Source organism: Nocardia sp. NPDC046473 (assembly GCF_040645995.1).
Taxonomy (GTDB): domain Bacteria; phylum Actinomycetota; class Actinomycetes; order Mycobacteriales; family Mycobacteriaceae; genus Nocardia.
Genome location: NZ_JBEYZJ010000012.1, coordinates 272,668 through 296,298, shown reverse-complemented (window position 1 = coordinate 296,298; position 23,631 = coordinate 272,668). Strand labels below are relative to the sequence as shown.

21 protein-coding genes and 1 pseudogene are annotated in these 23,631 nt (G+C 64.2%); 10 read left to right on the top strand and 12 right to left on the bottom strand.

All coding sequences use genetic code 11. The features are described from left to right. Window positions 1-295 precede the first annotated feature (295 nt). Window positions 296-1,810 (top strand): MFS transporter, encoded by a 1,515-nt coding sequence (locus tag ABZ942_RS38505; RefSeq protein ID WP_357391078.1) that lies wholly within the window; start codon window positions 296-298, stop codon window positions 1,808-1,810. 100 nt (window positions 1,811-1,910) lie between these two features. On the opposite strand, the gene ABZ942_RS38500 is transcribed toward ABZ942_RS38505, so the two are convergent. From ABZ942_RS38500 to ABZ942_RS38490, 3 genes are all read right to left on the bottom strand, one after another. Next, window positions 1,911-2,879 carry an NADPH:quinone oxidoreductase family protein gene (locus ABZ942_RS38500; protein ID WP_357391077.1) on the bottom strand — a complete coding sequence of 323 codons (969 nt, stop codon included), beginning with the start codon at window positions 2,877-2,879 and terminating at the stop codon, window positions 1,911-1,913. A 314-nt stretch (window positions 2,880-3,193) separates the two neighbouring features. Continuing rightward, the gene (locus ABZ942_RS38495; RefSeq protein WP_357391075.1) at window positions 3,194-3,382 is read right to left on the bottom strand and encodes a hypothetical protein; all 189 of its coding nucleotides are present in this window, start codon (window positions 3,380-3,382) and stop codon (window positions 3,194-3,196) included. 430 nt (window positions 3,383-3,812) lie between these two features. Next, entirely contained in the window at window positions 3,813-4,073 is a 261-nt protein-coding gene (locus ABZ942_RS38490; RefSeq protein WP_357391073.1) for a hypothetical protein, read from the bottom strand. 325 nt (window positions 4,074-4,398) lie between these two features. On the opposite strand from ABZ942_RS38490, the gene ABZ942_RS38485 reads away from it, so the two are divergent. After that, complete coding sequence (locus ABZ942_RS38485; protein WP_357391071.1) at window positions 4,399-4,833, top strand: cupin; 435 nt, start codon at window positions 4,399-4,401, stop codon at window positions 4,831-4,833. 166 nt (window positions 4,834-4,999) lie between these two features. Here the strand turns inward: ABZ942_RS38485 and ABZ942_RS38480 are convergent, their stop codons facing one another. Beyond that, the gene (locus tag ABZ942_RS38480; RefSeq protein WP_357391070.1) at window positions 5,000-5,452 is read right to left on the bottom strand and encodes an SRPBCC family protein; all 453 of its coding nucleotides are present in this window, start codon (window positions 5,450-5,452) and stop codon (window positions 5,000-5,002) included. An 859-nt stretch (window positions 5,453-6,311) separates the two neighbouring features. Here ABZ942_RS38480 and ABZ942_RS38475 point away from each other — a divergent pair. The 7 genes and pseudogenes from ABZ942_RS38475 (at window position 6,312) to ABZ942_RS38445 (ending at window position 14,901) form a co-directional block, all read left to right on the top strand. Beyond that, window positions 6,312-7,090: pseudogene (locus tag ABZ942_RS38475) on the top strand (tRNA-dependent cyclodipeptide synthase). 335 nt (window positions 7,091-7,425) lie between these two features. Further along, window positions 7,426-8,118 carry a helix-turn-helix domain-containing protein gene (locus ABZ942_RS38470; RefSeq protein WP_357391068.1) on the top strand — a complete coding sequence of 231 codons (693 nt, stop codon included), beginning with the start codon at window positions 7,426-7,428 and terminating at the stop codon, window positions 8,116-8,118. Between the two features lie 47 nt (window positions 8,119-8,165). Then, window positions 8,166-8,921: an SDR family oxidoreductase gene (locus ABZ942_RS38465; protein ID WP_357391066.1), complete on the top strand. Its 756-nt coding sequence runs from the start codon at window positions 8,166-8,168 to the stop codon at window positions 8,919-8,921. A 663-nt stretch (window positions 8,922-9,584) separates the two neighbouring features. Then, window positions 9,585-10,409 (top strand): SDR family NAD(P)-dependent oxidoreductase, encoded by an 825-nt coding sequence (locus tag ABZ942_RS38460; protein ID WP_357391064.1) that lies wholly within the window; start codon window positions 9,585-9,587, stop codon window positions 10,407-10,409. Between the two features lie 830 nt (window positions 10,410-11,239). After that, window positions 11,240-12,283 carry an aldo/keto reductase gene (locus ABZ942_RS38455; RefSeq protein WP_357391063.1) on the top strand — a complete coding sequence of 348 codons (1,044 nt, stop codon included), beginning with the start codon at window positions 11,240-11,242 and terminating at the stop codon, window positions 12,281-12,283. 277 nt (window positions 12,284-12,560) lie between these two features. Beyond that, the gene (locus tag ABZ942_RS38450) at window positions 12,561-14,243 is read left to right on the top strand and encodes an NAD(P)/FAD-dependent oxidoreductase (protein ID WP_357391062.1); all 1,683 of its coding nucleotides are present in this window, start codon (window positions 12,561-12,563) and stop codon (window positions 14,241-14,243) included. 121 nt (window positions 14,244-14,364) lie between these two features. Then, the gene (locus tag ABZ942_RS38445; RefSeq protein WP_357391060.1) at window positions 14,365-14,901 is read left to right on the top strand and encodes a GNAT family N-acetyltransferase; all 537 of its coding nucleotides are present in this window, start codon (window positions 14,365-14,367) and stop codon (window positions 14,899-14,901) included. A gap of 119 nt (window positions 14,902-15,020) precedes the next feature. Here the strand turns inward: ABZ942_RS38445 and ABZ942_RS38440 are convergent, their stop codons facing one another. Then, a complete protein-coding gene (locus tag ABZ942_RS38440) occupies window positions 15,021-15,944 on the bottom strand; it encodes an alpha/beta hydrolase (RefSeq protein ID WP_357391058.1) in 924 nt (307 codons plus the stop codon). A gap of 126 nt (window positions 15,945-16,070) precedes the next feature. On the opposite strand from ABZ942_RS38440, the gene ABZ942_RS38435 reads away from it, so the two are divergent. Continuing rightward, the gene (locus tag ABZ942_RS38435; protein ID WP_357391056.1) at window positions 16,071-16,463 is read left to right on the top strand and encodes a MerR family transcriptional regulator; all 393 of its coding nucleotides are present in this window, start codon (window positions 16,071-16,073) and stop codon (window positions 16,461-16,463) included. Between the two features lie 113 nt (window positions 16,464-16,576). Here ABZ942_RS38435 and ABZ942_RS38430 read toward each other — a convergent pair whose 3' ends face one another. The 7 genes from ABZ942_RS38430 to ABZ942_RS38400 all read right to left on the bottom strand — a co-directional run bounded on the left by ABZ942_RS38430 (window position 16,577) and on the right by ABZ942_RS38400 (window position 23,538). Next, complete coding sequence (locus tag ABZ942_RS38430; protein ID WP_357391054.1) at window positions 16,577-17,347, bottom strand: DeoR/GlpR family DNA-binding transcription regulator; 771 nt, start codon at window positions 17,345-17,347, stop codon at window positions 16,577-16,579. A gap of 41 nt (window positions 17,348-17,388) precedes the next feature. After that, the gene (locus tag ABZ942_RS38425) at window positions 17,389-18,690 is read right to left on the bottom strand and encodes an alpha-glucosidase/alpha-galactosidase (RefSeq protein ID WP_357391052.1); all 1,302 of its coding nucleotides are present in this window, start codon (window positions 18,688-18,690) and stop codon (window positions 17,389-17,391) included. Then, window positions 18,683-19,615, bottom strand: coding sequence for a carbohydrate kinase family protein (locus ABZ942_RS38420; RefSeq protein ID WP_357391050.1), 933 nt, complete (start codon window positions 19,613-19,615; stop codon window positions 18,683-18,685). Before ABZ942_RS38420 ends, ABZ942_RS38425 begins: the two co-directional genes overlap by 8 nt. A 2-nt stretch (window positions 19,616-19,617) precedes the next feature. Continuing rightward, window positions 19,618-20,490 carry a carbohydrate ABC transporter permease gene (locus tag ABZ942_RS38415; protein ID WP_357391048.1) on the bottom strand — a complete coding sequence of 291 codons (873 nt, stop codon included), beginning with the start codon at window positions 20,488-20,490 and terminating at the stop codon, window positions 19,618-19,620. Further along, the gene (locus ABZ942_RS38410; RefSeq protein WP_357391046.1) at window positions 20,487-21,284 is read right to left on the bottom strand and encodes a sugar ABC transporter permease; all 798 of its coding nucleotides are present in this window, start codon (window positions 21,282-21,284) and stop codon (window positions 20,487-20,489) included. The genes ABZ942_RS38415 and ABZ942_RS38410 overlap by 4 nt, the downstream gene beginning before the upstream one ends. A 137-nt stretch (window positions 21,285-21,421) precedes the next feature. After that, on the bottom strand, window positions 21,422-22,720 hold the full coding sequence (locus ABZ942_RS38405; protein WP_357391044.1) for an extracellular solute-binding protein: 1,299 nt from the start codon (window positions 22,718-22,720) through the stop codon (window positions 21,422-21,424). Then, window positions 22,717-23,538 (bottom strand): endo alpha-1,4 polygalactosaminidase, encoded by an 822-nt coding sequence (locus ABZ942_RS38400; RefSeq protein ID WP_357391042.1) that lies wholly within the window; start codon window positions 23,536-23,538, stop codon window positions 22,717-22,719. The genes ABZ942_RS38405 and ABZ942_RS38400 overlap by 4 nt, the downstream gene beginning before the upstream one ends. Window positions 23,539-23,631: the final 93 nt, after the last annotated feature.

Sequence of the window (23,631 nt, the reverse complement as noted above, 5' to 3'; positions counted from 1 at the left end):
TCGGCAAAGTAGACGTCTCAACTCGGGCAGCTGTGATCACGGACACAAGAGTTCTTGTTCCCAACAAGATCTCTTATCGCTAACTTGAACATGGCGGGCTGGAATTGGTTCGCGGGGTCGATCGCGCTACTCAGCGCGGGATTTCGGCGGCGTCGATGCCGCGTTCTAGCGAGTGGGGTGGATTCGTGCAGGGTTCATCTCGGGACGGGGAAAAAAAATGTCGGATGATCCGATGATTGATCCGCAGAGTGACAATCCTTCACCACTTCGCTGGTGGGGCCTCGGAGCACTGGCGGTGGCAATCATCGTCGTAGGATTCGACGCGACAATTCTGAACGTGGCGCTGTCGACGCTGTCCACGCAACTCGATGCCAGCAACGATCAGCTGCAATGGATCGTTGATTCCTATCTGCTCGTGTTCGCGGCGGCGCTGTTGCCAGCTGGCCTACTCGGTGATCGGTTCGGCCGGAAAAGGCTGCTGATCCTCGGTATCGTCATATTTGCTGTTGCATCGCTGGTGGGTACGGTCGCCACGACGCCGGCGGCATTGATCGCGGCGCGAGCGCTGATGGGACTCGGCGCCGCCGTTCTGGTGCCAGCGTCGATGTCCCTGATTCCCGCGTTGTTTCCACCGGCCGAGCGGACGCGAGCGGTATCGATCTGGACGGCGGTCTTCGCCGCGGGCGTGCCCTTGGGTCCGGTTGTCGGCGGTTGGCTGCTCGACCACTACTGGTGGGGCTCAATCTTTTTGGTGAATATCCCGATGCTCGCGCTGGCGCTGATCGCAGCGGTCACGCTGCTGCCCGAGTCGCTCGATCCGACCGTCCCGCGGATCGACCTGCTCGGCGTCTTCCTTTCGACCATCGGACTATCCGCCCTCGTGTACGGCATCATCGAAGCACCGGTCGACGGATGGACGGACGCGGCAGTGTTGACCGCGTTGGGCCTCGGCGTCGTGGTTCTCGGCCTGTTCGCGTGGTGGCAGAGCAAGGCGGCGACTCCGATCATGGACGTCGATCTGCTGCGGCGCCCCAGCTTTCGATGGCCCGCGTTCACTGCGACCCTGGCAACGCTGGTGCTGTTCGGCCTCCTGTTTGTGGTACCGCAGTACTTGCAGGTGCTGCTCGAAAACGATGCCTTCGGAACCGGAATACGCCTGATGCCGTTGCTGCTCGGGTTGGTCGCGGGAGGTGTCGCCACAGACCGTCTTGCCCATAGATGCGGACACAAGCCCATCGTGGTCGTCGGACTCTTCGTTCTCGCTGCCGGTTGCGCGGTGGGAACAGCGACCGGCCCGTCGGACGGCTACGGTTTCACCGTCGGGTGGTTCATCCCCACCGGCATCGGCTTGGGCTTGGCCATCGTCCCGTCGATGGATCTGGTCTTGAAGGAACTTCCGGACGACGAGGCCGGCCGCGGCGGCGGTCTGGTGATGACGTTGCGCCAGGTTGGTGCCGCATTCGGCGTTGCCGTGCTCGGCAGCATCCTCTCGTCGATCTACCGAGGCCGCGTGCACACCGACACTCTGCCGCCCGTAATGGCCGATATCGCAAGGAGCTCCGTCGGCGGGGCAGCCCGAGTGGCCGAACAGTTCACTGCCGCTCCGGCGAAGGCCGACCTGCTGATGGCATCGGCGTCGGACGCCTATCTCGATGGGATGGCGGTGACGCTTGCCGTCTGTGCCATTTCGGCGCTGGTCGGTGGGCTGCTTGCCTGGTGGCGTCTGCCGGGTCGCCGGTCACCCGTGGCGACGAGCACCGCGACCGAGCCCCGTGGCGAGCTCACCGCCTCCGAAGATACGCAGTCATGACCACTTCGCGTAGTGCAACAACGCTGCGGGACAGCGGAATTCACCCAGGGCACCGTGCTCGCCGAAATCGGATAGCCGGAGGTCTCGATTCGACCTGGCGTCAACGAACTTCGAGGACGATCTTCCCGATCGCACGTCGTTCGTCCAGCTCTCGCAGAGCCTGGGCGGCATCCCGCAGCGGATAGGTCGAGCCGATGACGGTCTCGATCGCGCCGGACTCGATGTGCGGTAACAGCCGGTCCCACTGTGAACGCAGATACGCGGGCTCCAGCCACCACACTCGTCCGAAGGCCGATCCTCGAACGTCTATGTCGCGGTTGAGCAATCGGTTGACCTTGACGGTCGGAATCGCGCCGCCGGTGAATCCGAGAACCAGCAACCGTCCTTCGGATCTCAGGCAGCGCAGCGAGTCGGTGAAACGGTCCCCGCCCACCGGGTCGAGCACCATATCGACACCAAGCCCGCCGGTCAGTGTGGCGACACTGTCGCGGAATCCGTCGACCGCCACGACCTCATCGGCACCGGCCTTGCGTGCGATCTCGGCCTTCTCCGGTGTCGACACCACCGCGATCACCCGCGCGTCCATCGCGTGCGCCACTTGGATTCCCGCGGTTCCCACACCACCGGCGGCACCATGGATCAGAACCGTCTCGCCGGGTAACAGCCCGCCGCGACGAACGAACGCGTAATCGACGGTGAGATAGTTCAGCGACAGACCGGCACCAGCAACGAACGACACGTGGTCGGGTAGCGGAAACACAAGCCGAGCGTCAACGGACAACAGTTCCGCGTACCCGCCGAAAACAGGAATCGCCGCCACACGATCACCGGGCTCGAACCCGGCATCGGCCGACGCGACACGCACCACCCCAGCCACCTCGTAACCCGGAATGAACGGCAGTTCCGGCTTGAGCTGATACTCACCCCGAGTGAGCAGCACATCGGGAAACGTCACCCCGGCCGCGTGCACCTCGATCAAGACCTCGCCAGGGCCGGGCACCGGATCATCGAGCTCGCGGTACTCCACCGCCTGAGGACCCTCCAACCTGGTGATTTGAACTGCCCGCATACAACTCTCGCTCTCCCCCGCAACCACCCCGGGCACCGTCGCCATGACCACCAAAACGATACGGGCATGCCGGTCTCGACGGTGCGGATGGCCGCGGAGGATGTCGCGGCTGAGGTTCCTGATGTCGAGCCCGCGCCTGATCGTGCACAAACCGAACCTGCGCCGCGCGCCGATCGCGTCGTTGTTCGGACAGCTACCGACGTAGTTCCGTCCCGCAATACGCAGCGCGCGTCAGGCTCGGCCCGCCCTTCCAACGGCGCACCGTCGGATCTGGCGGTGACCTTCTGGAGACTTGGCATTCCCTGCCGCGATCGCTACCACCCCATCACCTCGAACACCCGCAGCCCACACACCCGCGACCGATCATTAATGATCGACACCGCGAACTGCGGCAACCACAACGGATCCAACGAATCACGACTGTCCGGCTCGAGCAAGGACTCCGCCTCGTCCAAACAGCGGTCCATAGGGGCTTGGAACTGTTTACGATCGAATTTGGACATAGGTCATCGGCTCCTGGCCCAGCCGCTGATCCTCGTCAAATTCCATCAAAGCCGAACTTCACCAAACGCGCCACCCAAGGCTCGACAACATGCAGACTCGCATGCCGACCGATGTCGACGAGAGTGCCCCGGATCAGGATCGGCGCCACCGCACTACCCGCGAAGAAGCAACTCTTCCACCCGACTCCAATTTGGCAACAGCTCGGAATCACCGACACGGTCGACCCTCGTGGGCCGGTTGAAGATCGCCCGCCGGTCCGCCGCTGGAGTAGCGGCGGTTGCGCTGGTCGTGGCTGGCCTGTTGGCGGTCCTATTCAGATCCGAACCGCCCACCTCGGTCAAGACGTTGCCACCGGCCTCATCTCCCTTGACCACGGTGCCGAACGTCGGGTCATCACCTCTTTCTCGCTGACCCACCCAACTCATGCAGTCAGGCCAAGGCGGGCTCCTCTTCCGCGTCCTCGAAGTTGAAGTAGACGGCCAGCATGAACGGCTCCGGCTCACGGTATGCCCAGGTCCACGAGACGTCTATCAGGAAGACATTGTGCTGACTGATCCACTGCTGCGCCTTCCCGAACACTTCTGCGGCGGTGTCGGCAGAGAACTGTCGGCAGGCTATGGGGTGAACCTGGGAGTCTTCGTTGGAGTCGTCGAAGCCGCGCGGGACATCGATGCAGTAGTCAGGATTCATGTTCTGCATTGTGTCGAGTGGGGAGCCGGATTGAGCGGAAAATTCCTTCCCTATCGACACGAAAAGACGTGAGCGGTGACCCATCCTGACGCGCGGGGTCACCGATTCAGCTGTCACGCGTCATCAGAGAAGCTCGGCCGACAGATGACCCAATCCGCGCCCGGCAACCCTGCGCCGCATCGTCCAACTTGACTGTGCCGCAGCGGCATGGACTGGACTGCCAGGCGCCCGGCACTCACGTGCCGTGACGTACCAAGCACTGCGTCCGGCGCACCGAAACCGGAGAAGCGCGCGAACGCGATTCCGATCATCGAGAAAGAGATTCATGAAATCCATTGCACGACAGCTCGTCATCGGCGCCTGCGCTATCGCCGTATGCCTGCTCGCCGCGCCCGTCGCAAGCGCCACACCGACCACCGGGGTCGAAGCGACGACGCTGGCCGAAACCACCGTCGCCGGCACGCACTACATCCTGCGCGAGCTGACACTGCAGCCCGGCGCGACCACCGGATGGCACTATCACGACGGCCCGCTGTACGCCGTCGTGCGCAACGGCATACTGAGCCATTACGATTCGAGTTGCACTGTCGACGGAACCCACGGACCAGGCCACACGATCATCGAGCCCAGCGGACCGGGGTACATCCACATCGGCAGGAATCAAGGCAGCCAACCGGTCGTGCTCGACGTCCTGTACACCTTGCCGGTCGGCGCCCCGCCGTCCCGGGACGTCCCGAATCCAGGCTGCTCATTCCAGTAGCCCGCGAACACTCCGGGCCGACGAAAGAGCGTCAATAGCCACTCGCCTGAGTAGCTTAGTCATCCAGACTAGTGACCGGGCAAGGTTTCTCAACGCACGAAGGTGCCGATGAGCGACGACTAGCTACTTGCCGCACATGTCGTGGCACCTTGCGGTGTTATTCGGGTCAGCGTTCCATGAACCGCGCCAACGCGGTCAGGGTCTGTTCCATCGTCCGCCGGTTGCGCATCGAACGACGTCCGTGGACGGTGGTGAGCACCGAGAACATCTTGAGGAACAAGCTGCGCTGGTCGACGGTCCGCTCGACGACCTCACACCAACCGGGTCGCGCCGTGATCTCGTACTCCCACGTCGCGACCGGCCGACCGGAGGCCCGGACGGCGAAGGCGAAGCGTTTTCCCGGGTCGGCCGCCGTGACCGTGCAGATCGTGCTCCACCTGATCCACGGGCGCCGGTTGTCCCCGCGGAAGGTCGATCCGACGGCGCCCGGATCGCCGGTGAGCCACTGCGCTCCCGCCGACTCCGGGCTCCACTCGTTCATCCGGGTCACGTCGGCGATGAGTTCATACACTTGCTGCGGGTCACCGGCCATCACGCGCCGGACCTCGACTGCGGCCACGAATAAACCTACCTAACAGTGTCGTTCGCTTCGATTCGAGGAAACACCGTGCCGCGACGGCGCGGTCAACACCAGATGCGAATTCACTTTTCCGGGGTAGGTTTTCAGCTCCGCTGAGCGTCACCATTTGCTGCTGGTCGAACGATTTCGATCAGCGAAATCGACTGCGGCGCAGAACGTCCAGCAATATCGATCGCCGGAGGTTCGGGACGGCCAAGCCCGCGACCCTTGCGCAAGGCTGCTGATTGTCGCGCGGGGGTCTCCTGCCCGACCACACTGTTAACCGGCCATGAGCCTCGAACACGTTCTGGGGCAGACTCTTCCGTGGACCGGGTGCCCGGGGGTGTTGGTCGGACAAAGCTGGTCCTGGTTCTGGCCTGATCCGGGGCTACAGCACCGGATCGCGGTCCCGCCACGGCGCCGCAGTCTCCAATTGCGTGGCGACCCGCAGCAACAAGTCCTCACGGCCGGGGCCGCCACCAGCTGCACACCGATCGGCAGACCGCCGGTTGGCGGTTGTCAATTCCCCGCAGCGGGAGTGGCGGTGAACGACATGACTGGAGCAGGGGGCATCGACGGACCACCGCTTCTGGACCCCGACCATCCGCTGCCGTCCGAAGCCTCACTCGATGCCGTGGAACGCACCTTCGCGCGGAAATGGCCTGACGAGCGGACGTCCCGGCCAGCTCCCCACTTGCAAGATCACGATCTCTGGCTGGAGTTGCCAGGGCTCGCGGGCCGGTGAGCTCGCCGATCCGATTCCGACTTGACCTTGCCGTGGCGGCAGGGGCTGGACTGTCGGGCGTTCGGCACGGAGGTGCCGTGATCGGTTTATTGCTCGTATGAGGAGGCTGCGTCGATGCAGCACGACCCGATAGTCCTGGGCACGTCCGGGGTCGACATTCGAAACGAATCCGCACGGATGCCGTGGGCGGCGGTGAACAACAGGGGTACCGCCGAGATCACCCGTGCACTGCGCGCTGTCCCGTACTCCGGTCGGTGTGCACAGATCCTGCACCGTGGTGACCACATCCTGCTGGGTGTGTCACCGTGCAACGCGTTCTTCTCCCAGCGCAACATCGCCGCGGCCATCCGGTGGGCCCGGCGGCACACCGACCGCATCGCGGTGATCACCACCGATGTGGAGCAGGGCGGATTGACGTATCTTGCGCGCGGGTACGACGGCAAACGCGCCACCGACCGTGCCGAACGCGACACCGCGCAGTTCCGTAACCGGATCCGCCGAGCCCTGCAGGCCGCGCGGACCGATCCCGACGCGGTGCCGGTCCATTACTGCGCCGATTCCGGGACGATCCTGGATACATCGCGGCCCGCAGGCATTTCGGGAACCTGCTCGACGACGCCGACTTCTTCCGCACCTGTATGCAGATGATCGGCACTGTGATCTGCCACCATCGCAAAGACGAGCAGGAACCCACCGCGCGCCACATCGACTACGGGCTGGAATATATGGCGATCGAGATGCCGATCTTCATCGACGCCCCGGCCATCCTCGACGTGCCGTCCTCGGTCTGGGCTTACAACAGCTTTCCCGGCTTCTGCCGACACTTCTACGGCGCCGGTGCCCCGTTCCAGCGCAACACCGGCCAGGGATTCGTCAAACTGGAACCCGCGTGACGCCGGGGGACGCCCCGCCGCTCACGGACTCTCATGCCGCCGGTGCCAGTGTCCGGCAAGCGGAGGTCCGGGTCAGCCGTCTGCTCATGAGGGTGATTACCGCAGGCAGCGAACGCAAAGCAACGCCGAGCGACTCGGCTGACCGAATACTGGCCGGATGCACAAGTCGAACGGGCTGAGCCCGCTCGCGCCAACACCAGAGTTGAGTGTGCCGTCGCGGCAAGGTGTCTGCTGGCAGGTACCAGTGCGGTTCACCGAGAGTCGCGGGCTGTGGCATGCCGCGCAGTCGCAGGCGGGACGGTAGCAGCCACAGGCCGAGCGGGAACGGAGCGATGATGACAGTTGACGACGGGCGTGGGCGCGAGGTGCTCGAAAGCGGTTTTCGCATACTCCGCGCGCTGCCGGATGCGGACGAGCACCGGCAAATGTCGAGCCTCGCCGAACTCACCTCGATCCCCCGCTCGACCGTCCACCGCCTGCTACACCAACTACACCGCAACAAAGCAGTCGACCTCCGTCCCGACGGCCGATGGACGGTCTCGCCGCACCTACTCGAAATCACCGGACACGCACAGCCATTCGCGACTCACCGCACCGACCTCAACCGGATCATCCAGACACTGCGGGACCAGACCGGCGCCACCGTCTCCCTCGTCGTCCCGGCCCGGACCTCACTGGTGGCAATCGAAATGATCCCCGGCCGCGAGACCCTGCCCATCGACGCCTACACAGGCATCGAAATGCCCGACCTCACCGCCGCAGCCCTGGTCCTCGACCCGAAACACCAACAGCCACACCGCCTCCGGCCGTTCGACGCCGCCGTGGACGACGAAGACCTGCTCGAGGGACTCAGCTGTTACGCACGGCGACTGACCCTGCCCCACGGACAGCGAGCCGCACTGCAGATCGCGACTTCCACCCGGGTACGGGCGGAAAACTTCGCCGCACACGTCCAGCGAGCAGCCAACATGATCGAAGGACTCACCGCACGCAATACCAGAACCGGCGAATCCTCCAGTGGCCGTTGAGTGGACACGTTGTGGCACGCACGCAGCAGCCCGCACACGATACAGCTGTGAACCATTCGAAGATCGCCCTGATCACCGGGGCAAGCCGAGGCTTTGGCCGCAGCATGACAACCCACCTGACCCAAGCCGGGATATCGGTCATCGGCACGTACCACCGCGGCGCCGACGAAGCGACGAAGTTGACGGCCGAGGTCGAGGGAAACGGCGGCAAGCTCACCTTTCTACATTTCGACGCCGCGCGCCACGACCTGATTCCCGCCTTCGCACAGAGCGTTTCGGGCGTGCTGTCCGACTGGGGCGCCCATCGGTTCGACTATCTGATCAACAACGCAGGCATCGGATATTTCACGCCGTTCGCCACGACGACCGAGGAGCAATTCGACGAGCTGGTGGCTGTGAACCTGAAAGCGCCCTACTTCCTCACCCAGCACCTGCTGCCGCTACTCAACGACGGAGGCCGCATCTTGAACCTGTCCACCGCGCTGACCAAACGCGTCGTCCCCACCGGATCCGCCTACGCGGCAACTAAAGGGGCGGTGGAGGTGCTGACCAGATATCTGGCGGTCGAACTGGCCGAGCGCGGAATCCGCGTGAACACCCTCCAGGGCGGCGCCACCGACGGTGATTTCGGCGGCGGCATCATGCGCACCGAGCACGTACGGGAACTGGCCGTCCAATCCATCGCGCTCGGCAGGATGGGAACCGCGAACGATCTCGCCGCGGCCGTGCCTGCCCTGCTCTCCGCCGAATTCGGCTGGGCGACCGGAGGTCTGATCGAGCTCAACGGCGGCCAGAGTCTCTAACGCACCGTGCGCGCCGACACCATCGGGCGGGACCCGAACGTTCACAAGACACCACCGGCCGCCCGGCGTTCTCGCAGATCGCTAGTGTTACGCAACCGGTGCCCGCGCCAACGCCACGCGGGCCGCTGTCATCGAACACGCGGACATGCCGCTGACCGCTCGGCGGCGCAGCCAACGGAAGTGCACGCACATGCCGATGAGGTTACGTTCAGCCGCTCCCTCACCAGCAAGATCACGGTCTATGGCTGGAGCGCTCGGGGCACGCTCCCAGCAGTTCGGTCCGCAGGGGGTTTCGGGTCGTGAGCGGCCCGGGTGCGGCTGGACGCGTGAGGCGGTGCCACTGATGATGCGGTGGATGGTGGCGACGACGCTGTCCACGCTGACAGCTTTCCCGGCCTCCTCGCAAGACGCAGCCGTCTGATGGCGACTTGACCGTGCCGTGGCGGCACGGTCTGAACTGTCGAGTATCCGGCGCGCGAGTGCGGTGACCGGTTACTGCTCAGGTAAGGAGGCCGCGTCGATGCAGCACGATCCGATAGTCCTGGACCGCGACGAGGACGACGGCTCCCGGCTCACAGCGAAGGAACTGCTCGACAGGCGCCGACTGCCCACCTACCGCTGCGCCACCGGCGACGGACACGCATATCGAACTAGAGGTCAAAAATGAGATTCCTCGTCACGGGTGCCTCCAGCGGCATCGGTCGAGCGATTGCCGTCAGACTTGCTGAGGGCGGGCATGAGGTTGTGGCTGGAGTGCGGCGAATTGCCGACGCGCCAGCCCACCCGCGCATCCGGCCGGTAGCGCTGGACGTCACAGACGCCGCACAGCTGGCTGCGGCGGCGAAGGATGTCGGGCCGCTGAGCGGCTTGATCAACAACGCTGGAGTCACCTTTTCCGGACCCATGGAGCACATACCGCTCGATCGCTTGCGCGAGCAGCTGGAGATCAACGTTGTCGGGGTCCTCGCCGTGACCCAGGCGTTCTTGCCGGCGATCAGGGCTGGACGCGGACGCATCGTCATGATCAGTTCGACCGCCGGTCTCGTCGCGGCACCCCTCCTCGGCGCCTACAGCGCCTCGAAGTTCGCCGTTGAAGCGATCGCGGACGTGCTGCGTCAGGAACTGGCGCCATGGGGTGTACCCGTCGTCGTGGTCAACCCCGGTAGCTTCAAATCGCGGAACCGGGCCAAAACCGAGGCAACGGTGCAGACAGACCGCGCGATCATGGGAGAGGCGGCAGAGCGCCGGTACGGCCAGGCCATGGATGCCGCCACTCAGTTCAACAAAAAGGTAGAGGCCGGGGCCGGCGCGCCAGAGCGGATTGCCACCGTCGTCGAGCGAGTGCTCACCGCGCGCCGTCCCCGACCGCGCTACCTCGTCGGTACCGACGCACGAATAGCTCTCGCGCTGAAGCGACTGCTGCCGACCCGAACCATGGACACGCTTCTGACCAGAACCATGCGCCTGCCACGGCGCTCCTCGGATTGATACTGAACCACTCATCGCCGATGTCGGCACGGCGACGAAAGCGGCACGTCGCTATTTCTTGACGCCTCCAATTGAACACCGACGTGTCGTGCTTTCGATACGCAGAAAGGGGTGGCGGGGCTGGCCCCAACTAAGTCCCAACTAAGCCTTCCGACGTCGTCTCAAGTCGAACACCTATTCGGTTGTCGCGGGTAATCGAGAATTGTCATATCGCCAGGTCAGATATGATTTCCTTCTCGCTGTTGGTAGTTCAGGATTGCTGACAGCAGTCCTCACTTCTCGTAATGGCTTGACCATGGATGCGAAACGGAGTGCCCCTCGAGTGACGCAGGCCCTGACGAATGCGGAGGCTTCCTGTCGATTGCGATCGTCGAGGGTGGGCTGAATATGTCCTGGGACGGGTGGTAGCCGATTGATGATCTCAGCCCAGGTGTCCTGGTGCAGGCTCCAGGTGCGGAGGGCATCGCGACGGTGCTGGTAGTTGATGAGCCCGGGGGTAGTGCCGAGTTCGGCGGCAAACTCTTTCAGGGCGGTGGTGTAGGCCGGACGTACTCGGGCACCGTCCAGCCAGTGGAGATGACGTGGAACATTCGGGGCAGATGTTGACTATGCCGTTGCGGCTGGGTGTGTCATGACATCCGACGGTTATCAACCGGAAGGACTGGAATGACAGTGCCCGTATTCATTTCTGTCGAAGACTGGCGCTCCCACGTATCCACCGCTCGACGGGTGTTCTCGTCGAGTCACTCCTAGTTTTCTGATGCCGGTCGGCTTCTGCCGATCCACTCGGCATACGCGCAATCGTCGGTATCGATCCGAAGGAAGAGAATATGCAGTACCAGAAGCTCGGTCGCACCGGCTTGGACATCTCCCCGATCTGCCTCGGCGGGATGGGCTTCGGGGAGCCCTCGCACGGCTACCCCACATGGTCACTCGGCGAAGAGGCCAGTCGCTCGCTGATCAAGCATGCGCTGGAAGCCGGTATCAATTTCTTCGACACTGCCAACACGTATTCGCAGGGTGCCAGTGAGGAGATCCTCGGCAAGGCGCTGCAGGATTTCGCCGATCGTGACAGCGTGGTCATCGCCACCAAGGTGCGTGCGCCGATGCGTTCGGGTCCCAACGGAAGCGGCTTGTCGCGCAAGGCGATCATGGCCGAAATCAACCATAGCCTGACGCGTCTCGGTACCGACTATGTCGACCTCTACCAGATCCACCGCGCCGACCCGGTGACACCGTGGGAGGAGACGCTCGAGGCCCTGCACGATCTGGTGAAGGCGGGCAAAGTGCGCTACCTCGGAGCGTCGTCGATGAAGGCATGGGAGTTCGGCAAGGCACTTTATCTGCAGCGGGCCAACGCCTGGGCGCGGTTCGTGTCGATGCAGGACAGCTACAGCCTCATCGGCCGCGAGGAAGAGCGCGAGATGCTGCCGCTGTGCGTCGACGAAGGCATCCAGACAGTGGTCTACAGTCCTCTTGCGCGTGGTCGTCTGGCTCGGCCGTGGGGCGAGAGCACCGCGCGTTCCGAGGCCGACGCGGCCGCTACCGCCATCCTCTACTCGGCCACTGCGGACAACGATCGGGAGATCGTCGACGCGGTAAGTTCCATTGCGGCAGAGCGTGGTGTCAGCCGCGCCCAGATCGCCCTGGCCTGGTTGCGGCGCAATCCTGTCGTCGCCGCGCCGATCGTGGGAGCGCTCGACACCCGTCACATCGACGACGCGATAGCGGCGCTGTCGATCACATTGACCGACGACGAAGCAGCCCGGTTGGAATCGCCCTACACCCCACGCCGCGACATCCAAGGCATATCCGATCCGATCGAGCTGGCTCGGATGGCGGCGGCCGTCGGAGCCGCAACGGCCCCCGCCTGAGTCACCACGGCGATACGGGTAACGGTGACCCCGCGTGCACTCGAACACCCACCACCGAGTGGGCCGACGGCGGCAACACCGACGCCGATCAACTGCCGACATCATCGCCGCGCTCTGGCCCGAGCGGGTCACGGCGTTGGTGTCGGTGACCGGCACCGAACAGCACCGATTCGGTTGACCATGCCGCTGCGGCACACTCCAAACTGTCGTCCGAGCATCGGATCTCGGGATCGCTCGACACGACCGGAGTGCTGGTCACACGCAAAGGAGACAGGGCATGTCGATGAATACCGGTGATATGAGCTGGGGCATCGAGTACGAAGCCGTCATTGTCGGAGCAGGGTTCGCCGGACTCTATGCGCTGCATCGTCTTCGGGATACGCTCGGTCTCACGGTCAAAGTCTTCGATATCGCCGGCGACGTCGGTGGTACCTGGTATTGGAATCGGTACCCCGGCGCCCGCTGTGATATCGAAAGCTGGCACTACTCTTACTCTTTCTCCGAGGAACTGCAGCAGGAGTGGACCTGGAGCGAGCGATTCGCGGGGCAATCGGAGATCCTGCGGTACCTACAGCACGTGGCCGACCGGTTCGATCTGCGCCGAGATATCCAGTTCGACACCGCGGTCACCGCCGCAACCTATGACGAGGCGACCGATCGGTGGGATATCGAGACCAATGACGGCGAGAGGACACGGGCGCGCTACCTCATCTCGGCCGTGGGTAACCTGTCAGCGATCAAGGAACCGGATTTCGCAGGCGTGGAACAGTTTTCGGGCCCGATATACTCCACCGCCCGATGGCCCCACGAGCAGATCGACTTCACCGGACTGCGAGTCGGCGTGATCGGGACGGGATCCAGTGGTATTCAGATCATTCCGGAGATGGCCGAACAGGCAGCACATCTCACGGTCTTCCAACGGACGGCGAACTACGCCACGCCGCTGCGCAATATTCCGTTGGCGCGGGCCAGAAGCGACCGCATCAAGGCCTCCTACCGGGAACTCAGAGCGCCTTCGCGGGACTCATTCGGCGGCCTCCCGTACGCCCGCGCACACGGCGCCGCGCTCGCGACCACCGCTGAACAGCGCCAACGCATCTACGAAGAATGTTGGAACGAAGGCGGATTCGCCTTTTTCATCGGCTCCTTCTCCGACATCCTGAGCGACCGCGAAGCGAACGAGACCGCCGCCGAGTTCATCCGAGCCAAGATTCGCGAGCGGGTCACCGACCCGAACACCGCCGAACTCCTCGTTCCGCGCGGATACGCCTATGGCACCAAACGCCCGCCCTTGGAGACGAACTACTACGAGACATTCAACCTCGACCACGTCGACCTCATCGACGTCGGTAAGGAGCCCATCGCCGAAATCACGGCGCGGGGCATCCAGATCGGGAACACCGAATACTCGCTGGACACAATGATTTTCGCGCTCGGTTTCGACGCGATGACCGGTCCGCTGCTCCGAATGGGCATCACCGGCCGCGCCGGACTCACCCTCAACGAGGCATGGTCGGCGGGCCCCCAGACCTACCTCGGTCTCATGACCCACGACTTCCCCAATCTGTTCATGATCACTGGGCCGCAGAGTCCGGCCGCGTTCTCGGTCACGCCGATCGCGATCGAGAACCATGTCGACTGGATCAGCGACTGCATCGCGTATCTGCGCGACCACGATGCCGTATCGATCGAGCCGACACGCCACGCGCAGGACCGATGGGTCGCCCACACAAACAAGCTGGCCGAACGCACACTCCTACCGAGCACCAACTCGTGGTACACCGGCGCCAATATTCCTGGTAAACCCCGGGTTTGCATGGTCTACACCGGATCGGGTTCCGGCTACCAGACGGCCTGTCGTGAGGCCGCCGACGAGGGATATACGGGGTTCCATCTCCGGCTACCTTCATCGGCGCCCGAATCGAGGCAGCAGCCGACGCCAGCTGCTGACACGGCTTGACCATGCCGTGGCGGCGTGGTTTGAACTTGTTCCCCGAGACGGTGAACGTGACCGACGCTCGGGTTATAGAAACGTGAAAAGACCAGGTGCGCTCAGACGCACCCGCATATGTGGAGGTACCGTGATTCGCATCGATATGCTTCCGAGCGCAGCGGCTTCGGACGACCAGCTGGTTGCCGAACTGACCGCGCTGATCAATCAGGTGTACGAGGTCGCCGAGGCGGGGATATGGGTGGACGGCGCCGCCCGCACCACGCACACGGAGGTGACGGATCTCGTCGCGGCGGGTGAGATCGCGGTGGCCCGCGATCCGGATGGGCAGCTCGTGGGCTCGGTGCGGATTCAGCGGCTCGGCGACGGGCTCGGTGAGTTCGGCATGCTGGTCGCCGCACCCGGTCGGCGTGGTACCGGTATCGGGCGCGAGCTGGTCCGGTTCGCGGAACGCCGCAGCGCCGAAAACGGTGCTCACACCATGCAATTGGAACTTCTCGTCCCGCGAGATTGGACCCATCCGGCGAAGAAGTTCCTTGCCGAGTGGTACACCCGCATCGGCTATCGCGTCGTCCGCCGCGGTGCTCTCGAAGACGACTATCCGCACCTTGCCCCGCTGTTGGCCACACCCTGCGACTTCATGATCTACAACAAACCGCTGCCATGAAATATGGGGCTCGTGCATGAAATGCCCGGCCTGGGAGAGGGTTTCGACGCGGGAGCCCGCGGCCAAGCCGACCGCCGATACGAATCCATCTCGTCACGGGCCTACTTCCCGCAGGCGGGTCATGCAGCGTGAAGGTGCTCCTCGGCGAAGGCGACGGCGGCGGCGATCGCCTTGTCCGCAGCCGGGAGATGGCCGGCGAGCAGATGCCACACGTGCCCCATCTGCGGTTCGATGTCCAAACGGGTGGGGACGGCGTCGGTCGCCAACCTAGTAGCCAGCCTGATGGCGTCGCTGAGCATGACCTCATGACCGCCGATCTGGATCAGGACCGGAGGCAATCCACGGGTGTCGGCGAATACCGGCGAGGCCAGCGGATTGTTCCGCGGAGTGCCGCCCAGAACGAGGTCTGCGGCGCTGTGCAGCCCCGCACGACTGACGGAAGGGTCGATGCCGTCCAGTGTGCGCATCGTGGCCCCGGTGTGTTCGAGGTTCGCCCAAGGAGAGATGGCAATCGACGCGGACGGCATCGCAAGCCCACGGTCACGGGCCGCGACCAGAACGCTGATCGCCATCGCGCCACCGGCGGAGTCACCGGCGAACACGACGTTCCCCGGCGCGACGCCCTGGTCCAGCAGCCAGCGGTAGGCCGCGACCGCGTCATCGACGGCGGCGGGGAACACGGCCTCGGGCGCGAGCCGGTAATCCGGCACCAGAACACGGGCATGCAGACGCTCGGCGAGAGTGCCGACCAAACCGCGGTAGCCCTGCGGGTCCCCCACCAGGTAGGCGCCACCATGCAGATAGACCATGTGACGGCTGGTGGCCGCATTCGCGGGGGTCGCATACTCGGCGGGCACCCCATCAGCGTCCACCGGGACGAAGCTGACCCCGTTCGGTGCAGGAAAGCTGTCCTGGAAGAACTTCCGGTACGCGAGCCGGATGTCGTCCAGAGTGTCGGGCCCCTGCCCGGCGGCTGCAGCGAAGACACCACCGCTGCGTGCCGCCCATTCCTGATAAAAGGTCGGGACATCGATCGAAACCATGGCAGGTTCTCCTTGATTCGCAGGTGCACGCGGCTGGGTTCGAGCCGCTTGGCGAAGTCTGCGACCTTCACATCAATGTGAAGGTCAAGTCGAACGGGCCGGACACGTCGTCGTAGGCTCGACCCCATGAGAATCGGAGAGCTGGCAGAACGCACCGGCATCTCCCGGCGGTTGCTTCGCTACTACGAGGAGCAGCAGCTGATCGCGCCCGGGCGTTCCTTCAACGGTTACCGCGAGTACGAGGAAGGCCACGTGGGCCGCGTGCTGCAGATCAAAGGACTGCTCGACGCCGGACTGCCGACCCGGATCATCCGCCAGATCCTGCCCTGTCTGGACAAGCCCCACAGCATCTACTTCGACGATCCGACACCGGAGATGCTCTCCATTCTGGACCGCGAGCACGACCACCTGACCCAGCGCATCGACTGCCTCACCCGCAATCGAGACGCGATCGCCGACTACCTGCGAACGGTCCGCAGCAGAGGGACCGCCACCGCTTCCCCCGAGCAGGTGGCTTGACCGCACACGCGAACCGGATGGCGGGACGGCCAGCTACATGCCGCGCGCGGTTACCACCACCAGGCCTGTCGCTCGACGGCTAGTGGGTCGGGCAGGTCGCGGAACAGCCGTGGCTACACCACGTACACAGCGACGCCTATGTCCACGAAGCGGCGGAGCAGATCTGCAGGTGCGCCACGGTCGGTGATGAGATCGTGGACTGCACTCGCCGGGCAGATCAACGATGCAGCTTCGGCGACAAGTTTGGGGCTTTCGGCGACGATGACGACTCGGCGAGCCCGAGTCGTCATCAGCCTGCCGATGCTGGATTCGGCTGCACAGCGCGTTCGCGCCCCGATATCGACGCCGAACGCATCGACTCCGAGTATCGCCAGGTCGAGGTCGACCTGGCGCAGGGTGTCGCCGGTGACCGATCCGGTCAACTCCATCGAGTCCGGCAGTGCCATCCCACCGGTCACCACAAGTTTCACTCCCCCGCAGACCGTCGGCTCTGCGGCCACGGCGATGGCGTTGGTGACGATGGTGACGCGACGACGGTCCTCGGGCATCCGCGACGCCCTGCTCGCGATCGCGCGGGCAACTTCGAGGGTCGTGGTACCGCCGTTGAGACCCACGGTGGCACCGGCCGCGACCATGTCCGCGGCGGCCTGAGCAATGCGCTGCTTACTCGAACTCTGGCCGCTGCCTGCATCCCGGAGTGCGCCCGAACGGTCGACCGCCCCACCGTGCGTGCGCCACACGAGTCCGCGTTCGTGCAGGCAATTGAGGTCCCGGCGGATCGTGACACTGGAGACACCCAGCCGTTTGGCGGTGTCGTCGACATCGGCATGCCCTTGCGAGGTGATGAGCTCGAGCAGTGTGATCAGGCGTGCGTGCCGGTTCATTTGTGGGACCGCCTTTCCGAAGCCCGCGGAATAGTCCGAGTTCAGGGCACCAATGTGCCGCGCAACGAGGGTTGCAGCAGACCGGAGTGAGCCTGGACCATGTCATCGCACAGGGCCCAGATCTGCTCCACCGTCAACGTCGCCGCGGTGGCTGGATCCATCATCGCCGCGTGCCGGATGTGGCGAGGTTCGTTGTCAACCGCGGCGGAAACGACCAGTCCCGTCACGCTCAGGTAGGCCCGGTTCAAGGCAGCCAATTGCGGCGGAAGTGCGCCTATCGGTTGGGGGTGAACGCCTGACCCGTCGACGACGCAGGGAACTTCGACGATGCCGTCGGGCAGGTTGGTGATCAAGCCGCAGTTCGGGACATTGCCGTACACGGTTCGAGGTGTGTCGCTGACGATACTGTGGATGATCTGGGGTGCGTACTCCATCGTGTTCTGCACCTCCAGCGGTTTTCCTTCGGCCAGCAAACGCCGGGTGAGTTCGTATACCGCGACGTTCTCGGCCACGATGCCGAGGTACTCACCGACAGGTATCCGCAGCCGCTGCACTTCACTGCCATGGCGCAGGTACCAGGGCACATATTCAGCCGAGTGCTCGCTGGTCTCGGTCGGGTAGTAACCCAGCCGCCGATACATGTCGACGCGCACGCGGCGACGCAGTTCTGGATCATTCTCGATCAATGCGTCGAGGCGGTCGTACAGGTCCTCCCCGGCACGGGTGAATTCCAGCACCCAAGCCTGATGGTTCACCCCGGCCGCGCGGTAGGACACCTCCTCGAACGGCACATCGACCAGCTCCGCGAGTCCGCGCATGGTCCAGTACACCGAATGGCACACCCCGACCACGCGGGTCAGGCCGGTGACCTCGCGCAGGTACTGCACGTTCATCACCATCGGATTGGTGTAGTTCAGCAACCACGCTTCCGGGCACACCTGCGCGATGTCCGCGCCGAGCGCCTTCAGGAAAGGAAACGTACGCAGGCCACGGAAGATGCCGCCGATCCCGAGGGTGTCGCCGATCGTCTGGCGCAAGTCGTAGCAGGCCGGGATGTCGAAGTCGATCTCGGTGGCCGCGCCCATGCCGATCTGGACGGTGTTGATGACGAAATCGGCGCCTTCCAGCGCGGCACGCCGGTTGATATGTGCGGTGATGTTCGGGGCGGCGCCGCGGGCCTCGGCGATGAATTTCGCGGCCGCCTCGGCAGTTTCGAGGCGTTCCTGGTCGATATCGTGCAACGCGATATGCGCTTGCTGTAGCTCGGGAAATGCCAGCAGATCCGTGAGCAATCCCTGAGTGAACTCGACGCTGCCCGCGCCGACGAATGCAATCTTAGTCATGGGTTCTTTCCATTCCGTGGCACGTCGCCATCGCTTCGTCCCAGGTCGGTTGGGCGGTCGTGCCGCCGATGCCGCGCGTGGACAGTGCCCCGCAGATCGCCGCGATCTCGAGCGCCCGCTGTGCCGTGCTGCCTGCGAGGGTTGCGGCGACGAAGCCCGCGTCGAAACTGTCGCCGGCGCCGACACTGTCCACTGCTATTACAGGTAATCCTTTGGTTCGCAACAGATTCCGGCCGTCGTAGGACAGCGCTCCGGCGGCACCGTCCTTCACCACCACTGTCGGGCCGTGCCCGGCAAGCGCGACAGCCGCGGCCTCGACGGTGTCCGCGCCGGCCAACCGCATAGCTTCCGCGGCATTGGGCAAAAGAAAATCGACCTCGGCGTACATTCCCGGCACCTGCCACCGCCCGGCCGGATCGTCGTTGGTGTCGAGGGACGTGGTGTGTCCCAGCGACCGGACTTCGGCGAACAGAGCCGGAAGCTGGGCAGCCAGTGCGGGCATCAGGAAGTACGACGCGGCATGGACGTGCCGGCAGCTCCGCAGCAGCGCGCGCGGCACATCGGCCGTGGTGGTCGCCGACAGCGTCCCGGGCGCGGTGACGATCGACCGGTCGTCGTCCCGGGTGACCACCACCGTGAGCGGGGTGGCCAGCTCCCGGTCGGTGATCAGGGCCGAGGTGTCCACTCCGTGCGCCTCGAGAGAATCTCGCACGAATCGCCCGCTCTCGTCGGCCCCTACGCGTCCGGCGAACGCGACGGTCAGGCCGAGGCGGGCGGCGCCGCAGGCCATGATCGCCCCGGAGCCGCCCAGTGTGAGCACCCCGGAGGACGCAAGCTGTTCTCGCTGACCGAATTCCAGCGGTCCGGCCAGCGGTCCGATGATCACGTCGGGGTTGGCATCCCCGATGACCAGCAGGTCGATCATGGTCATCCTTTCAGCCCACTACCGGCCACGGACTCGATGAACGCCTTCTGTGCACCGAGGAACGCCAGCAGCACGGGTGCCACGGTGATCACGTTGCCCGCCATCACCGCAGACCAGTGCGTCTGGTGCTGTCCGTGGAAGGTCGTCATGCCCAGCTGCAGGGTGTAGGTGCTGTCGTGGTTGAGGGCGATCAATGGCCAGGTCAGGTCGTTCCACGTGGTCAGGAAGGTCAGCACTGCGACGGTGCTCAGCGCCGGGCGCGACAGTGGCAGCACGATTTGCCACAACACGCGCCACGTCGAACAGCCATCGATCCACGCTGCCTCTTCCAGCTCGCGGGGCAGCGACAGGAAGAACTGTCGCATCAAGAACACCGCGAACGGCGTGACCAGGGCCGGCACGATCAGCGCGCCGAGGGTGTCGATGAGGCCGAGCCATTTCATCACGATGAAGGTCGGAATCATCGTGAGCTGGAACGGTACGACCAGCGTCGCCAGCATCAGCACCAGCATCGTTCGTGACCCGAGGAACCGCATCCGAGCGAACGCGTATCCGCCCAGCGTTCCGAAGGCGAGATTCGACACGACCGCGGTACCTGAGACGATCAGCGAGTTGAGGAACCAGGTCGGGAACTTGGCGTTCGACAACACGAACCGGTAGCCGTCGAGATGAACGCCCGAGGGCCACAGCGTGGGCGGGAACTTGTTGATCTCCGCGTCGGTCATCACCGAGCTGAGCGTCAACCAGATCAGCGGCACCGCGAAGAGCAAAGCCAACGGAGCCAACAGCAAGTGCCACGCACTGAACGGCAGCCGGAGCCGACGAGCGGCACCGTTGGACGAAAGTCGAACACGACTGTGCGCGAGGGCGATCACCGCACATTCCCTTCCGGAGAGCGGCGACGCGCCATGAGCCGTCGTGCCAGGCCTAGTCCCAACAGGACAACCGCAAGGACATAGGCCGCCGCGGCACCGTAGCCCGCGGTGAAGTTACGGAAAGCCTGCTGCCAGATAAAGAAGACGATCAAGGTCGTCGAGCCGAGCGGGCCTCCTTTGGTCGATACGTACACCAGGTCGAACACCTGCAGCGCGGTGATCGTCTGCCACACCAGCAGGAACATCGTCACCGGCATCACGGTGGGAAAAACAATGTGCCGCAGCAGGTTCCAGCGACCGGCGCCATCGAGGCGCGCGGCCTCGAGCAAGGTCTGCGGCACATCCTGCAGCGCGGCCAGATACACCACGACGCAAAACCCCGACCCGCTCCACAAGGTGATCGCGATCAGGACGAACAGTGCCTGTGCGGGGTCGGTGAGGAATCCCTGCGGAGACAGCCCCACGCGGTGCAGCAACGAATTCACCATACCGACCTGCGGGTCGAGCATGAAGGAGAACAACACGCCCTGAGCGGTCGCCGACACCACGAACGGCACGAAGAACAGCGTCCGATACAGGCTTACGAACCGCAGGCGTCGATTGAGCGCCAGCGCCAGCGCCAGCCCGAAGGCGATGCTCAGCGGCACGAACAACACCGTATATATCAGCGTATTCCGCACAGCCTGACCAAAATTCGGATCCTGGAACAAAGCGCTGTAGTTGTCCATCCCAACCCAGCGGCTTGGGGTGACCAAGTCGTTGGCTTGGAACGACAACAACAGCGACCAGATCACCGGAATCAAGCTCAAGCCGAGGATGATCAGAACAGACGGCGAGATGAACAGCCACGCGGTCCTCGACTCGCGCCGACGTCGGCGCATATCCCGCGGCCGCGGTGTCAAAGTAATAGGAACGGGAGACACGGGACTCCTCAACGGGGAATATGCAAAGCGGCATCGGCCTCGCGACGACAACGCCGCAACGCCTCCGCGGGACTACGTCGGCCGTACAGAACAGACACAATCGCCTGGCCCAAGGCCTGAGAGATCTGTGGATAAGCCGGATGCACCGGACGGGCTCGCGCATACGCCAAGGCGCGGGTGAACACATCGAGGCCCTTGATGTCTTCGACCTGGTGCTGCCATTCGGGCAGCGCCTGCGCCGGCCGACTGAGCGGCAGGCTGCCTGCCCCGATATCCCAGCGCACATCCTGCTGAGGATCGTTGAGCCAATTGACGAATGTCCGTGCCGCGTCGACCCGGGCCTTGCCGTTGTCGAACAGTGTCCAAGTGTCGGGACCCGAAATCGTTATCGGTTTCCCGCTGAAGCTGGGCATCGGCACAACGGTGTAGTCCACCTTCGCGTCGATGATCTCGGCCAGCTGCCACTGTCCGGTGATCACCATGCCCATCAGCCCGGACTTGAACACCTGATACATCTGGTCGGTACCCGGTTTGGCGTCGATGTAGGCGCTCTTGTCCCGGGCGAGATCGGCAACCACCCGTAGCGCCCGCTCGCCGACGTCGGCGAACCCGACGGTCTTACCGTCGGCAGCGACCACGTCGCCGCCCAGATCCCACACCATCGGCCAGAGCCGCCACGTAGTGTCCTCGTCGCCGACGCCGGGCCAGCCGGTCCCGAAGGTGCCGCGGTCGGCATCGGTCAGCTTGCGGGCGGTGTCGGTGAAATCTTTCCACGACCACCCCGCAACCGGCAGCGCGACACCAGCGTTGGCGAAAACCGCGTTGTTGCAGACCACCGCGAGGGAGTCCGTCAAAGCGGGCGCGGCACGCACCCGGCCATTGAGGGTCAGCGCGGTCTGCACCGGCCGCCAGAGGTCGTTCCATCCGGGCAATGCGTCGGTGAGGTCGACGACGTTCGGGCTGCGGGCGATGCTGGCCAGGTCCGAACCGAAGATGTAGGCGATGTCCGGGAAGGATCCGGAAGCCAAGGCCGCCAGCACCTTTTGCAGCATTTCGTCGGCGACCACGCCGCCGCCGCCCAGGTCGATCCGGATATTCGGATATGCCCGCTCGAAATCAGCGACCAGTTCTTCGACCACCACACGGTTTCGTTCGTTCTGCCCGTGCCAGAGCTGGATCGTCACCCGACCGTCCGGCCCGACACCGCCTTTGGATCCGCCACTACACGCCACCGAAACCATCCCCAGCGCAATCGCGGCGCCGCCGCGAAGTGCAGTGCGACGAGTCAGCGTGGTCACCGAATTCACTTACGGCAGGTTTCGCGGACATATTCGCCACTATTGGGCGCGGTCACCTTCTTGTCGCGCCGCACAATACTCAGCCGGTCCTTGAAATCCGCACACGCATCCGTCAGACCTTTGGCGGAGTATTCGATGACGACCACATGATCATTGAAAGCCGCCGCATATTTGTCGCATTCACCGAACTGCCCACATTCTTCGGCGACCGCGAAGTCGAGGCCGTTCTTTCGGGCGGCGCCGAGGAGATCGGAGGTGTTCTTCTGTGCGATCGCCAGACCCTTATCGTGTGCGTGCGCCGACAGCAGCTGAATGAACAGCTGCGCCTCGTTCGTGGAGAACAGGCCTTGCGACCGTTCATAGCTGTCGTAATTATCGGGTTCGACACCCTGGAAACCCTTCGCGGCGCAGATGTCGATCCAGCCGTTGACCTTCGCGGCGATGCGCTTACGCTTGCCGTCCTCGCGCAAATCCAGGATCGCCTCGCCCGGCCATCCCTCATCCTCGATGACCTCACCGTTCTCGTTGCGCAGCAGGAGATCTGGATCCCACTGCCCCTGGGCGCCCTGTTGGGTTTGGAATGCGTTCACATAGCAGATGTTGTAAACGCCGGGCACCGGCTCCTTGGTGTAGTCACGCGAAATCACGCTGACTCCGGCAGGCGGGGTGTACGGCGCGCCGATTTGGTAATCGAATTCCGCATGCGGCGTCGGAAGAACCACGGGCGGCGCAGCGGATGCCGGCCCGGCCGAAGCGAGGAGGACGATCGATACGCAAGCGATAGCCAAGGCAGTTGTGGCAGCCACCCGAACACGATTGATGCTCATCTTGATTCCCATTGACTACTGCGGGTGGCGACCCCGCCTCGGACGGAATCAGAATCCGTCCTGGCGACTGGGGCCGGGCTCAGGTTGTTCACC